The sequence below is a fragment of the Roseinatronobacter sp. genome, from assembly GCF_051859525.1.
Lineage (GTDB): Bacteria > Pseudomonadota > Alphaproteobacteria > Rhodobacterales > Rhodobacteraceae > Roseinatronobacter.
In genome coordinates, this window is sequence record NZ_JBHYFM010000001.1 from 389,918 (window position 1) to 402,806 (window position 12,889).

The window sequence follows — 12,889 nt, forward strand, 5'->3', positions numbered from 1 at the left end:
ATGTCATTCAGGTTTGCCATTGTTTCGGGTATTATTGCCGCGTGTGCAATGCTGTCGGGCACAGCCGCCATCGCCCAGGAGGTGACTTTCAGCTTCGGAGAGGACGGGTCGCTGGCCGTGCGCAGCGTGCAGCTTATCGTGGTGCTGACGCTGCTTAGTCTGGTGCCCGGTATTCTGGTTATGGTGACCTGTTTTCCGTTCATCGTGACGGTTCTGGCGATCTTGCGTCAGGCGCTGGGCCTGATGCAGTCACCGCCGAATATGCTGATTGTATCGCTGGCGCTTTTCCTGACCTATTTCGTCATGGAACCGGTCTTTGTTGCCGCATGGCAGGGGGGAATTGTGCCGCTGAATGATGGCGATATCAGCCTTGAGGATGCGTTTTTGCGTGTCGCGGACCCGTTTCGCCAGTTCATGGCGGCGCGTGTGGATACGGCAACCTATGAAAGTTTGGCGGGGTTGCGCCCGACACCGGTGCCGGATCTGTCCCCCGATGCGCCCCTTTCCGTGCTGGTTCCGTCTTTCATGCTAAGCGAGGTTGCGCGCGCGTTTCAGATAGGGTTTCTGGTGTTCCTGCCGTTTCTGATTATCGATCTGGTGGTTGCTGCGGTGCTGATGTCGATGGGCATGATGATGGTGCCGCCCGCCATTGTGTCCTTGCCGTTCAAGCTGTCCTTCTTTGTTGTTGCCGATGGCTGGCGGTTGATATCCGAGGCGCTGGTGCGAAGTTACATGTAATCGGGGCATTTCCGCCTGATGCCCTTGCCACATCTGCGGTCAAACCCTAAAAGCGGCCCTTGCGAATGCCAGTCAGGGGAATGGTGATGGGTTTCAAAATGGGAATTGTGGGTTTGCCGAATGTGGGCAAGTCGACATTGTTTAATGCATTGACGAAAACGGCCGCTGCGCAAGCTGCCAATTTCCCGTTTTGCACGATTGAACCGAATGTCGGTGATGTGGCCGTGCCGGATGCGCGGCTGCAAAAACTGGCCGATATCGCCAAATCCAAAGAGGTGATCCCAACACGGATGACCTTTGTCGATATTGCCGGTCTGGTGCGTGGCGCTTCCAAGGGGGAGGGGCTGGGAAACCAGTTTCTGGCAAATATCCGTGAAGTGGATGCCATTGCCCATGTGCTGCGCTGCTTCGAGGATGATGATGTCACCCATGTCGAGGGCAAGATTGATCCGGTGGCCGATGCGGAAACCATCGAGACCGAATTGATGATTGCGGATATGGATTCCATCGAGCGGCGGCTTGCCAACCTGTCGCGCAAGCTGCGCGGCGGTGACAAGGAAGCGGTGGAACAGGATGCGCTGTTGCGCCGTGCGCTGGCGGCGCTGGAAGCGGGCAAACCCGCCCGCACAGTCGAAATCAGCGCGGAGGAAAGCAAAAGCTGGCGGATGTTGCAGTTGCTGACATCCAAGCCGGTTCTTTTTGTCTGCAATGTCGAGGAATCCTCGGCGGGGACGGGAAACAGCCTGTCTGCAAGGGTTGCCGCGATGGCCGAAGCACAGGGCGCGGCCCATGTCGTCATTTCCGCCCGCATCGAGGAAGAGATCAGCCAGCTTGATACCGATGAGGCCGCGATGTTCCTGTCGGAAATGGGGCTGGAGGAGGCGGGGCTGGACCGGCTTATTCGCGCGGGCTACCAGTTGCTTGGGCTGCACACCTATTTCACTGTCGGCCCCAAGGAAGCGCGCGCATGGACGATCCCTGTTGGCACGCTTGCGCCACAGGCGGCCGGTGTCATTCACGGTGATTTCGAGCGCGGTTTCATTCGCGCCGAAACTGTCGCCTATGACGATTACATCACCTATTCCGGTGAAGCAGGGGCCAAGGATGCCGGTAAATTCCGCGTTGAAGGCAAATCCTACGAGGTGAAGGACGGCGACGTGCTGCATTTCCTGTTCAATGCCTGACCGGCAGATTTGACATCGGGGCAGGGTTGGGGTTCTTTGGGGTGCAGGTTTTTGCTGACAGGTCCACCAATGCAACGCAGCCGTCTGTTCCACGTCGCGCTTGGCGCAATTGCGGCATTGGGTGTTGTGGTCGCGCTGGGCTGGTTCGCGTGGAACCGTGCGACCGTTCTGTATTTCACGCAGTTGCACGACCGCGGGCAGAACACGCTTAATCTGGCCGAGGCGTCCTTGCGCGGGCAGTTGTCGCGTTTTGAACGGCTGCCCCATTTGCTGGCGGAACAGCGCGTGATCCGGTCGCTGGTGCTGGCCCCGCGCGACCCTGATCTGGTGGTTGCGGCAAATCTGTATTTGCGCGACACGGCCGAAATGCTGGGCGCGTCCGATATTTATGTCATGTATCGTGACGGGGTGACGCTGGCGGCCAGCAATTTCGACCAACCCCACAGCTTTGTCGGCGGAAACTTCGCGTTCCGCCCCTATTTCTTTGACGCGCTTGGCCCCAAAGGGGCGGGGCGGTTTTATGCGCTGGGCACAACATCGAACAAGCGCGGGTATTATTTCGGTGCGCCCATTGATGTTGCAGGCCAGCGCCATGGCGTGATGGTCATCAAGATCGACGTGGACGAGATTGAGCAGACCTGGGCATCGGACGAGTTGCGCATCATTGTGACCGACCCGGAAAATATCGTGTTCCTGTCAAACCGTCCGGATTGGCTGTTCCGGTCGTTTGGCCCGTTGACGCCCGACAGGTTGGCGCGCACGGTGCAGACGCGGCGCTATGCCAATGCCGATATCGGACAGATCGACTATGCCCGCGAAACGGATTCCAGCGGCTTTGATTTGTTGCGAACGGGTGCCGATGATGGCGCGAAACTGGAGTATCTGGTTGCGCAGGCCCCGATGGCCGAGGCGGAATGGACGGTGCAGGTGCTGTTGAACACGCGCCCCGCGCGCGTTCAGGCCGCCAGCGCTGTGGCGCTTGCGGGGTTCGGGCTGGGGGTGCTGGGGCTAAGCGGCTTTATCCTGTGGCAAAGACGGCGCCAGCTGGCCGAACGGCTGGCGGTGCAGCAGGCCGCGCGCGATGAGTTGGAAGCCCGTGTTGTCCAGCGCACCTCTCAGCTTGCCGCGGTCAATGACGCCCTGCGCGATGAGGTGGGCGAACGCCGCGCAACCGAAGACCGCTTGCGCCAGACGCAATCGGAACTGGTGCAGGCAGGTAAACTGGCCGCATTGGGCCAGATGTCTGCCGCGCTGAGCCATGAATTCAACCAGCCCCTGGCGGCAGCGCGCAATTATGCGGAAAACGCGCAAGTGTTGCTGGATCGCGGGCGCAATGCGGATGCGCATGACAATATCGGGCGTATTCTGGGCATGATTGACCGCATGGGCCGTATCAGCCGCCATTTGCGCAATTTTGCCCGCAAGCCGCATCAGCAACTGCGCCCCGTTAATCTGGCCGAGGTGGTGGCCGATGCGCGCGAGCTTCTGGGCTGGCAACTGGACCGATCGAATGTTGCGCTGGATGTCGATCTGGGGCCGCGCCCGCTTGTTGTGACGGCGGGGGCCGTGCGGTTGCAGCAGGTGTTGGTCAATCTGCTGGCCAATGCGATTGATGCCGTCGAGGGGCAGGAGCACAAGCAGATCAGCCTTGTCGCGTGCCGGATGGGGGACATGATTGAACTTCGCGTGCGCGACAACGGGCCGGGCATTGTCGATGCGGTCAAGCCGCGCATTTTCGACCCGTTCTTTTCGACCAAGGAGGTGGGCAAGGGGCTGGGGCTGGGACTGTCCATCTCGTTCAATATTATTCGCGATTTTGATGGCCGGATTACCGCGCGCAACCATCCTGATGGCGGCGCGGAGTTTACCTTGCACCTGCATGCTGCGCACCCCCTGACCGCCGAGGCTGCGGAATGACACTGCCGGTTGTCCTGCTTGTTGATGATGATGAAGATTTGCGCAGCTCTACCACGCAGGCGCTGGATCTGGCGGGCCTTCAGGTGGACGGGTTTGCGCGTGCCGAACCTGTTCTGGACCGGATTACCGCAGGGTTTGGCGGTGTAATCATCAGCGATATCCGCATGCCCGGTCTGGATGGCTTGACGCTGATGAACCGCATACATGAAATTGACCGTGATGTGCCCGTTATCCTGATTACGGGGCATGGTGATGTGCCGCTGGCGGTGCGGGCCATGCGCGAAGGGGCGCATGATTTCATTGAAAAACCGTTTTCAGGGGCGCAACTGGCGTCGATTGCGGCGCGTGCGCTGGAATTCCGGCAGCTTGTTCTTGAAAACCGCCGCTTGCGCGCCGTGGCGGGGCAGGCGGACGATCTGGAGGCGCGGCTTGTCGGGCGGTCCGACCGGATGATTGCGCTGCGCCGCCAGATCCGCACGATTGGCCCGTCTGACGCCGATGTGCTGATCGTGGGGGATACGGGCACGGGCAAGGAAATCGTGGCGCGTGCCTTGCATGACCTGTCGCCACGGGCTGCGCGCCCGTTTATCGCCATCACCTGCAGCGCACTTCCCGACACGCTGATTGAATCTGAGCTTTTCGGGCATGAGGCGGGCGCTTTTCCCGGTGCCATTCGTGCGCGGATGGGCAAGTTCGACCATGCACGCGGCGGCACGATCTTGCTGGATGATATTGGCGCCATGCCGCTGGATGTACAGGGCAAGCTGCTGCGCGTGATCGAGGACCGTGTGATCACCCCGCTTGGGTCCAATGCCCAGCACCAGCTTGATGCGCGGTTCATTGCCACCAGTCGCGTCGCGCTGGAGGCAGAGGTTGCGGCAGGCCGCTTTCGGGCAGATCTGTTGTACCGGCTGAATGTGGTCAGCTTGCGCGTGCCGCCGCTGTCCGAACGCCTTGAAGATGTGCCGCAACTGTTTACGCGGTTACTGACCGAAGCCTGCTTGCGCCACAGACTGCCCGCGCGCACGGCCAGTCCGGCCTTTCTGGCGGAATTGTCGCGCAGTGATTGGCCGGGAAATGTGCGTGAATTGCGCAATGCTGCCGAACGATTTGCCCTTGGCGTGCAGTTAAGCGACACAGCACCGGATTCTGCCGCGCCGTCGGGAAAACTTGCCGATATGATGGCCGCACATGAACGCAAACTGCTGGTGGATGCGCTGATCCGGCATCAGGGCGCATTGCGTCCGGTTTATGAATCCCTTGGGCTGTCGCGCAAGGCGCTGTATGACAAGCTGGTGCGCCATGGCATCGACAAGGGAAACTTCCTGCCTGCTGGTCCGGACGTTGCCGCGCCGTCACAGGGTGATGTGTAGGAATCCACACATCACCCCGCGCACATGTGTAGTTTGCTACCCACGCGCAGCGATTGCCCCGAAAAAACCGGCATGGCCCTGTCTGCGCGCTTGAATTCGACTGCGGAACCGTTTGCTGTCACCGCAGTGCTTGCACCGCAAGAAGAGGGGGGTGCAAGCCCGTGCAAATACGCAAAACCAAAGGGGAGGTTCCCAATGCGTTATACCAATTTCGCGGCTATGGCCGCTGCTGCTGTTATGTCTGTATCCATGGCGAATGCGCAGGACCGTGACGGCTGGCCATCTGACCTGACGGTCGGTACAGCAAGTCAGGGTGGTGTGTACTTCGTGTATGGCAATGGTCTGGCAGGCTTTCTGGGCGAAGAACTGGGCCTGAACGCATCTGGCGAAGTGACCGGTGGTCCGGTCCAGAACGTCACACTGGTTCAAATGGGCGACCATGATATCGGTCTGGTCACCATGGGTCCGGCATTCGAGGCATGGACCGGCGTGTCCGAACTTGCACCGGGGCTGGAGCATAGCGAGATCCGCGCGCTGTTCCCGATGTATGAAACCCCGTTTCAGGGTGTCGCGCTAAGCGGTTCCGGAATCACCTCGGTCAGTGATTTTGAAGGCAAGCGCGTGGGCGTAGGCCCCGCAGGCGGCACGCCGGGCACCTATTGGCCCCGCTTCTTTGATACGCTGGGCCTGAATGTCACGGTGTCGAATGCAGGCGCGGCCGACACTGCCGGACAGTTGAAGGACGGTCTGGTTGATGCGTTCGTCTTCGCGGCTGGCCTGCCCATCGGCGCGTTCTCGCAGCTGGCCGCCGAAGCGGATGTTGTGATGTTCGGCTTCACGGAAGACGAGCTTGCGACCATCATGGAAGGTCATCCTGAAGTGTCGCAATTCAACATTCCTGCCGGCACCTATACCGCACAGGACGAAGACCAGCTTTCGGTCGCCATGTGGAACTTCGCGATTGCGCATGCCGATATGCCTGAAAGTCTGGCCTATGAAATCACCAAGCTGGTGATGGAAAACAACGAGCGTATGCTGCAAATCCATGCTGCCGCCGCCGCCACCCTGCCAGAGAATGTGGGCAACAACTCGTTCCTGCCATTCCACCCCGGTGCGGTGCGCTATTTCGAGGAAATCGGGATCGAGATCCCTGACGACCTGAAAGGGTGATGGCCATTTCGCCCGTCTGAATATCGGGTCAGAGCGTTGCCGCGCTCTGACCCTGTTGTCATAGGCCGTGCCGATGCGCGGACAAGTTGTATCCGGTGCGCGCCTGCACCCGTTGATGGCCCAGTCATCGCCGCAATTCCAGATTTGGGGGAACCATGTCTCAGACTGCAGCGCAGGTCGCGCAAACAGAAGCCGACAATATTGCCAAGGGCGTCGACAATGAAATTGTCACGGGCAATCAACGCGTCTTTGCGGGGGTGGTGGGGCTTGTCGTAACCACGCTGTGCATTGCCTATACGGTGTTTCATGTGGGCGCGATGAATGGCCTGCATGACCGGCTTACCGATTTTCTGGGCCTTCCCTCGATCGATCTGACTGAACCATGGCGGTATCGCCTGATCCATGTTGCCGGTGGTCTGGCATTGGGGTTCATCCTGTTTTCTGCGCGTGCCCTGCATGATGACGAACATGATGCGCCACTTTCCATGCTGGAGAAGGGGTTGTTGGCAGTTGGTGGCGCGCTGATTGTGCTGGCATTGGGGCAGGTGTCGGTCATGTTGCTGACCGGCGACCGGATTACCACCGGCGCACCGGCGGGCAAGCATGTCATGACATTCGGCTATCCGCTGATCGGGGGCACGGTTCTGGTGCTGGTCGCAAGCTGGATACAACCTGTCCGCAACCGCACGAACCTGTCACTGGCCGACACGCTTCTGGCGGTCGCGGCCATCGTGGTGGGGACATATATTATTGGCCATGCCGATTTCCTGCGAACGCGCGCACAGGTGTTTCCGCACCCCAACGACATGTGGGCGTCCATCGCGGGAATTATCCTGATACTGGAGTTGACGCGCCGTCTGGCCGGTCTGGCGCTGGTTATTATTGTGGGGATCTTTCTGGCCTATGGTTTCATCGGGCCATGGTTGCCGGGTGTGCTGAACCATCGCGGCTATGCGCCTGCGCGCTTTTTCGGGTTCATCTATACCGATAACGGCATTCTTGGGCCAACCACGGCGATTTCGTCCACCTATATCATCTTGTTCATCACTTTCGCGGCCTTCTTGCAAGCCAGCCGCGTGGGCGAGTATTTTGTGAATTTCGCGTTTGCGGCTGCGGGCGGCACGCGCGGCGGTCCGGCCAAGGTGGCGGTGTTTGCCAGTGGTCTGATGGGCATGATCAACGGCACATCGGCAGGGAATGTGGTGTCGACAGGGTCGCTGACCATTCCGCTGATGAAGAAGGTGGGCTACAAGCCGCAAACATCCGCCTCGGTCGAGGCAGCGGCCAGTTCCGGTGGCCAGATCCTGCCGCCCATCATGGGCGCGGGCGCGTTTATCATGGCCGAGATTACGGGCATTGCCTACCGCGATATCGTGATTGCCGCGATCATTCCCGCGATCCTGTATTTCACATCTGTCTATTTCATGGTCGACAAGGAAGCGTTGAAGAAGGGCATGAAGGGCTTGCCGCGCGACATGCTGCCGCGTTTCGATGTACTGGCGCGGCGCGCGTTCCTGTTCATTCCCATCTTTATCCTGATCGGCGCGCTGTTCATGGGCTATTCGGTCATCCGCGCGGGCACGCTGGCCATGGCGTCGGCGGCAGTGGTCAGCTGGTTTACGCCGCATAAGATGCTGGTGCGCGAAATCCTGTATGCTTTTGAAATTGCAGCGCGCATGTCGCTGCAACTGGTCGCGGTCTGTGCGGCGGCCGGCATTATCGTCGGTGTCATTGCGCTGACAGGGGTTGGCACACGGTTTTCGTCCATGTTGCTGGGCCTTGCGGGGCAAAGCCAGTTGCTGGCGCTGGTCTTTGCGATGCTGGTGGCGATTATCCTTGGCATGGGCATGCCCACCACAGCGGCCTATGCCGTGGCGGCAGCGGTCATTGCGCCGGGGTTGATCCGTATGGGGATTGAACCGCTGACGGCGCATTTCTTCATCTTCTACTACGCGGTCATGTCGGCGATCACGCCGCCTGTGGCGCTTGCGGCCTATGCGGGTGCGGCCATTGCGCAGTCAGACCCGATGAAGACCAGCGTGGAAAGTTTCAAGATCGGGCTTGCGGCCTTCATCGTGCCCTTCATCTTCTTCTTCAATGACGGTCTGCTGATGCAGGGGGACTGGTTCAATATTATCCATGTGTTCTTTACCGCGCTGCTGGGCATCTATTTGCTGGCATCTGCGGTGCAGGGCTGGCTGTTCGGTGTCATTGGCTGGCCCTTGCGGCTGATCGTCGGCGCTGCCGCGATTGCGATGATTTCGGGCGGCTGGATTTCTGATGCGATCGGGCTTGGTGTGGCGGCGCTGGTGTTTTTCATCCAGCGCAAAACCGCCACACCCAATACTGTGGCCGAAGGTCACGACTGACCCTGACAGGGGGTAAGGTGCGAAGGACCGCGTCACGAATGTGATGCGGTCCTTTTCATGGCTGGCCTATGTTGCTTGAAACCGGCGCCCGCTTTTGGGCAACCTGCGCTAATCAGGATCATCCTGCCCCAATGCTGGCGCAGGGCGGCTGAAATCCAGATCATACCCGGAAAACGTGAAGGGAGAGCGCACGCCGCGCAGCCCGTCCATATCCAGTTGCAGCCCGCGCGCAATGACCTGCGGGTCGGCAAACACCTCGTCCATGGTATTGATCGGACCGGCCGGTACGCCGCGCCCCTCGCAGGCAGAGAGTAGATCTGCCTTGGCCCAGTTTTCCGTCTGCGCGCAGATCAGGGCGGACAGCGCGTCACGATGGCGCACCCGCATCGCATTCGTGGCATAATCGGGGTGCTGCGCCAGCCCGTCCAGCCCCAGAACCGAACACAGGCGCTGGTATTGCGCGTCATTGCCGGTCGCAATGATGATATGCCCGTCCGCACAGGGCACAACCTGATAGGGGGCCAGATTGGGATGGAAATTGCCCAACCGCCCCGGTGCGGTGCCGGTCGCCAGATAGTTCATCGCCTGATTGGCCATGATGGACACGGCGCAATCCATCAGGGACATGTCGATATGCTGCCCCTTGCCGGTGCTGGCGCGTGCATGAAGGGCGGCCAGAATGGCCGTGCTGGCATAGATGCCGGTGAAAATATCGGTGACGGCCACGCCCACCTTATGGGGTTGCCCGTCCGCAGGGCCGGTGACCGACATCAGCCCCGACATGCCTTGAATGATGTAGTCATAGCCTGCGCGGCTGGCATAGGGGCCGGTTTGCCCGAACCCCGTGATCGAGCAGTAGATCAGGCGCGGAAATTCTGCCGACAGGCTGGCATAATCCAGCCCGTATTTTTGCAAGCCGCCCAACTTGAAATTCTCGATCACGATATCTGCATCCGCAATCAGGGCGCGCACCTTGTCGCGCCCTGATTGCGTGGCAAAATCGGCGGTCACGGATTTCTTGCCGCGGTTGGTGGCGTGGAAATAGGCCGCGTCAAGGGTGCCGTCGCGGTCAACGAAGGGGGGACCCCAGCGGCGCGTGTCGTCGCCTTGCGGGGATTCCACCTTGATAACCTCGGCGCCCAGATCGGCCAGCGTCTGGCCCGCCCATGGGCCAGCCAGAATGCGCGCCAGTTCAATGACGCGCACGCCCTGCAATGGTCCGGCCATCGGATCAGCCGCCCAGATGTTCGTTCAGCACGCGCTGGAATTCCGCCAGCGGCATATTGGAATATTGCTGCCCGTTGATCATGAATGTGGGGGTCGAGCGGATATTGTCCGCCTCGGCATTGGCCTGATAGAATTCCGTCAGTTCCAGCGCCTTGTCGGCGTCTTCCAGACAGGCGTTCAGTTCGGCGTCGTTCATGCCGGCCTGACGGCCCAGCCGCCGCAGGTTGTTGGCAACCTCCATCGGGTCGTTCGATCCTGCCCAGACGCGCTGTTGTTCATAGATCAGTTCCAGCATTCCGTGATAGCGCTGTTCGCCACCGCAGCGCGCGACCATGGCCGCCCACAGGCCATAGCGGTCAAAATAGACTTCGCGCTTCAGATACAGAATCTGGTCTGTCTCGATGAACTCTTCCTTGATCTGTTGAAACGGGCCCTGATTGAAGGTCGCGCAATGCGGGCATGTCAGTGATGAATACTCGACCACCACCACAGGCGCATCAGGATTGCCCAGCGGCATGTCCAGTTCATGGATCTGGTGCAGATTGCCCTGTGTCTGCGCGCTTGCGACTGTCGCAGGCGTCTGGCCTTGCGACATGTACCACCAGCCACCGCCGCCCAATGCAGCAACAACGGCAAGTGCGGGAAGAAGCGTTTTGTTCATCAGTGATGTCCTTTGTTGTTCGCGGCCTTGGAAAGCACATTTCCGGCCAGTCGTTCAAGGGCTGCGCGCAGCCCGTCATCATGCACACCATCCGCAACGGCCTTGGCCTGATGCATGACATGCGGATCGGGTGCCTTGGGCGCGGGTTTGGGGGCAGGGGTGAATTCGGCTTGTCCTTCGGCAAATCCGGTCGGTGCTGTTTGCGTCAGCGCAATACGCGCGATGGCGTTATAGCCATAACAGGCATTCACCTTCTCGCGCAGGGCGGGCAGGCGCATTTGCAGCATTGGGCCTGCCGCGCCGGTGGTCAGAAGTGTCAGTGTCGCACCAAGCCCGCCGCGCCCGTAGCTGACCTTGACAGGGCGGCAACATGCAGCCAGTTCGGCCCCCGCAATTTCCGGCCAATGCGTCAACAGGCGGCTGACGGCAAAACCGCGCGCCTCGCCCACCTTGCGAATCTGCGTGTTCAGCAGCCCCGACGCGGCCTCAAACCCGCGCCTGCGCCGTTGGGGCGCAGCGGGGGTGTTCGCTGTGGAAGCCGGTTTTTTTGCCATAATGCCAGTTATACTCTTGCGGGTTGTAATGCGCAGTTTACCCTTTATGACGCCGAGGGCCAGAGGGCGCACGCGAATTTGACAAGAAGGGACCTTCCAATGCGCGACACTGCAACCACGACGATCCCATCGCGGTTGCTGGACTGGTATGACCGTCATGCGCGTGATTTGCCGTGGCGCATACCGCCGCATTCCGGCGCGCGGCCGGACCCTTACCGCATCTGGCTGTCGGAAGTGATGTTGCAACAAACCACTGTTGCGGCGGTAAAGGCGTATTTTCACCGCTTCACCACCCGCTGGCCCGATGTGCAGGCACTGGCCGCCGCCGATGATGCCGATGTGATGGCGCAGTGGGCGGGGCTTGGGTATTATGCCCGCGCGCGCAACTTGCTGAAATGCGCGCGTGCGGTGGCGGCGCGGGGCGGTTTTCCGGACACGCGCGACGGGTTGCAGGCCTTGCCCGGTATTGGCCCCTATACATCTGCGGCGATTGCGGCAATTGCCTTCGACCACCCCGAAACCGTGGTGGATGGCAATGTGGAACGCGTCATGGCGCGGTTGTTTAATGAGCACACGCCCCTGCCTGCGGCCAAACCGGTGCTGACAGCGCTGGCGGCAAACCTGACCCCTGCACGCCGCGCGGGCGATTATGCGCAGGCGATCATGGATCTTGGGGCCACAATATGCACCCCGCGCAACCCCGCCTGCGGTATTTGCCCGCTGATGGAGGATTGCGCGGCGCGTGCAGCGGGCACGGCGGCCATGCTGCCCGCAAAAACGCGCAAGGCGCCGAAGCCGGTGCGGCTGGGCGTTGCCTATCTGGGACAGCGCGAGGATGGGGCCTGGCTGCTGGAACGCCGCCCCGAGTCGGGCCTGCTGGGCGGCATGCTGGGCTGGCCCGGAAGTGCGTGGACAGAAATGCCGCCCGCATCCGCGCCGCCTGTGGCCGCCGACTGGCAGCCCCTAAGCGGGGAAGTGCGCCACACTTTCACGCATTTTCACCTGCGTCTGGCGCTGGAAGTGGCCCATTTGCCCATGACCACGCAGGGGCTGTTTGTGCCCGCGCAGGATTTCACCCCGACCGCGCTGCCCACTGTCATGCGCAAGGCGCATGCGCTGGCAGCCCCCTATTTCACCCGACCATGACAAGGACACAGGCACAATGACAAACGATCTTGCCCAAACAGCACAGTATAAACTGACCCATACGATGCTGCGTATCAAGGAACCTGCGCGCGCGCTGGAATTCTATGAGCAAGTGCTGGGGTTCCGCCTTGTCACACGGCTGGATTTTGAGGACGCGCGCTTTTCGCTGTATTTCCTGCAACCGCGCGGCCATTCCGACCAGTCCGACGGGTCACTGGAACAGGCGTTCAGCGCAATGGGGCTGCTGGAACTGACGCATAACTGGGGCACTGAAACTGACGACAGCGCCATGCATTCGGGCAATTCCGACCCCAAGGGCTTCGGGCATATCTGCGTTGCGGTGCCCGATATTGCCGCCGCCTGCGCAAGGTTCGAGGCCATGGGCGTGACATTCCAGAAGCGTCTGGGCGAGGGGGGGATGAAGGAAATCGCCTTCATCCGTGATCCGGACGGCTACTGGATCGAAATCGTGCAACCGGACCTGATGGACGGGTTGCTGGCGCAGCATAAAGTGTGAATCTGTCGCATGCGGCAGGGCTTTGATATGGCG

At 60.6% G+C, this 12,889-nt stretch carries 11 protein-coding genes; 8 read left to right on the forward strand and 3 right to left on the reverse strand.

Translation table 11 applies throughout. The features are described 5' to 3' along the window. From fliP to ACTIE1_RS01925, 6 genes are all read left to right on the forward strand, one after another. On the forward strand, positions 1-738 hold the full coding sequence (gene fliP, locus ACTIE1_RS01900; protein ID WP_439560069.1) for a flagellar type III secretion system pore protein FliP: 738 nt from the start codon (positions 1-3) through the stop codon (positions 736-738). Between the two features lie 86 nt (positions 739-824). After that, positions 825-1,922, forward strand: a complete 1,098-nt coding sequence (ychF, locus tag ACTIE1_RS01905; RefSeq protein ID WP_439560068.1) for a redox-regulated ATPase YchF — start codon at positions 825-827, stop codon at positions 1,920-1,922. A 69-nt stretch (positions 1,923-1,991) separates the two neighbouring features. Beyond that, entirely contained in the window at positions 1,992-3,839 is a 1,848-nt protein-coding gene (locus ACTIE1_RS01910; protein ID WP_439560067.1) for a sensor histidine kinase, read from the forward strand. Further along, positions 3,836-5,212: a sigma-54-dependent transcriptional regulator gene (locus tag ACTIE1_RS01915; RefSeq protein ID WP_439560066.1), complete on the forward strand. Its 1,377-nt coding sequence runs from the start codon at positions 3,836-3,838 to the stop codon at positions 5,210-5,212. Before ACTIE1_RS01910 ends, ACTIE1_RS01915 begins: the two co-directional genes overlap by 4 nt. 195 nt (positions 5,213-5,407) lie before the next feature. Continuing rightward, the gene (locus ACTIE1_RS01920; RefSeq protein WP_439560065.1) at positions 5,408-6,382 is read left to right on the forward strand and encodes a TAXI family TRAP transporter solute-binding subunit; all 975 of its coding nucleotides are present in this window, start codon (positions 5,408-5,410) and stop codon (positions 6,380-6,382) included. 155 nt (positions 6,383-6,537) lie between these two features. Further along, a complete protein-coding gene (locus ACTIE1_RS01925; RefSeq protein WP_439560064.1) occupies positions 6,538-8,751 on the forward strand; it encodes a TRAP transporter permease in 2,214 nt (737 codons plus the stop codon). A gap of 108 nt (positions 8,752-8,859) precedes the next feature. Here the strand turns inward: ACTIE1_RS01925 and ACTIE1_RS01930 are convergent, their stop codons facing one another. Genes ACTIE1_RS01930 through ACTIE1_RS01940 form a run of 3 tightly spaced genes read right to left on the reverse strand, consistent with a single transcriptional unit; the run spans position 8,860 to position 11,193 of the window. Then, the gene (locus tag ACTIE1_RS01930; protein WP_439560063.1) at positions 8,860-9,978 is read right to left on the reverse strand and encodes a CaiB/BaiF CoA transferase family protein; all 1,119 of its coding nucleotides are present in this window, start codon (positions 9,976-9,978) and stop codon (positions 8,860-8,862) included. A 4-nt stretch (positions 9,979-9,982) separates the two neighbouring features. After that, on the reverse strand, positions 9,983-10,639 hold the full coding sequence (locus ACTIE1_RS01935) for a DsbA family protein (RefSeq protein WP_439560062.1): 657 nt from the start codon (positions 10,637-10,639) through the stop codon (positions 9,983-9,985). Continuing rightward, positions 10,639-11,193, reverse strand: a complete 555-nt coding sequence (locus ACTIE1_RS01940; RefSeq protein ID WP_439560061.1) for a DUF721 domain-containing protein — start codon at positions 11,191-11,193, stop codon at positions 10,639-10,641. Before ACTIE1_RS01940 ends, ACTIE1_RS01935 begins: the two co-directional genes overlap by 1 nt. Before the next feature lie 99 nt (positions 11,194-11,292). On the opposite strand from ACTIE1_RS01940, the gene ACTIE1_RS01945 reads away from it, so the two are divergent. Together ACTIE1_RS01945 and gloA are read left to right on the forward strand one after the other, a co-directional pair. After that, complete coding sequence (locus ACTIE1_RS01945; RefSeq protein WP_439560060.1) at positions 11,293-12,339, forward strand: A/G-specific adenine glycosylase; 1,047 nt, start codon at positions 11,293-11,295, stop codon at positions 12,337-12,339. 16 nt (positions 12,340-12,355) lie between these two features. Continuing rightward, entirely contained in the window at positions 12,356-12,856 is a 501-nt protein-coding gene (gene gloA / locus ACTIE1_RS01950) for a lactoylglutathione lyase (protein WP_439560059.1), read from the forward strand. Positions 12,857-12,889 lie beyond the last annotated feature (33 nt).

What these genes read in the sequence shown, in the direction of transcription:
- ACTIE1_RS01925 (WP_439560064.1), top strand. Translation starts at nt 6,538, where the DNA reads ATGTCTCAGACTGCAGCGCAGGTCGCGCAAACAGAAGCCGACAATATT.
- fliP (WP_439560069.1), top strand. Translation starts at nt 1, where the DNA reads ATGTCATTCAGGTTTGCCATTGTTTCGGGTATTATTGCCGCGTGTGCA.
- ACTIE1_RS01910 (WP_439560067.1), top strand. Translation starts at nt 1,992, where the DNA reads ATGCAACGCAGCCGTCTGTTCCACGTCGCGCTTGGCGCAATTGCGGCA.
- ACTIE1_RS01935 (WP_439560062.1), bottom strand. Translation starts at nt 10,639, where the DNA reads ATGAACAAAACGCTTCTTCCCGCACTTGCCGTTGTTGCTGCATTGGGC.
- ACTIE1_RS01945 (WP_439560060.1), top strand. Translation starts at nt 11,293, where the DNA reads ATGCGCGACACTGCAACCACGACGATCCCATCGCGGTTGCTGGACTGG.
- ACTIE1_RS01930 (WP_439560063.1), bottom strand. Translation starts at nt 9,978, where the DNA reads ATGGCCGGACCATTGCAGGGCGTGCGCGTCATTGAACTGGCGCGCATT.
- gloA (WP_439560059.1), top strand. Translation starts at nt 12,356, where the DNA reads ATGACAAACGATCTTGCCCAAACAGCACAGTATAAACTGACCCATACG.
- ACTIE1_RS01920 (WP_439560065.1), top strand. Translation starts at nt 5,408, where the DNA reads ATGCGTTATACCAATTTCGCGGCTATGGCCGCTGCTGCTGTTATGTCT.
- ACTIE1_RS01915 (WP_439560066.1), top strand. Translation starts at nt 3,836, where the DNA reads ATGACACTGCCGGTTGTCCTGCTTGTTGATGATGATGAAGATTTGCGC.
- ACTIE1_RS01940 (WP_439560061.1), bottom strand. Translation starts at nt 11,193, where the DNA reads ATGGCAAAAAAACCGGCTTCCACAGCGAACACCCCCGCTGCGCCCCAA.
- ychF (WP_439560068.1), top strand. Translation starts at nt 825, where the DNA reads ATGGGTTTCAAAATGGGAATTGTGGGTTTGCCGAATGTGGGCAAGTCG.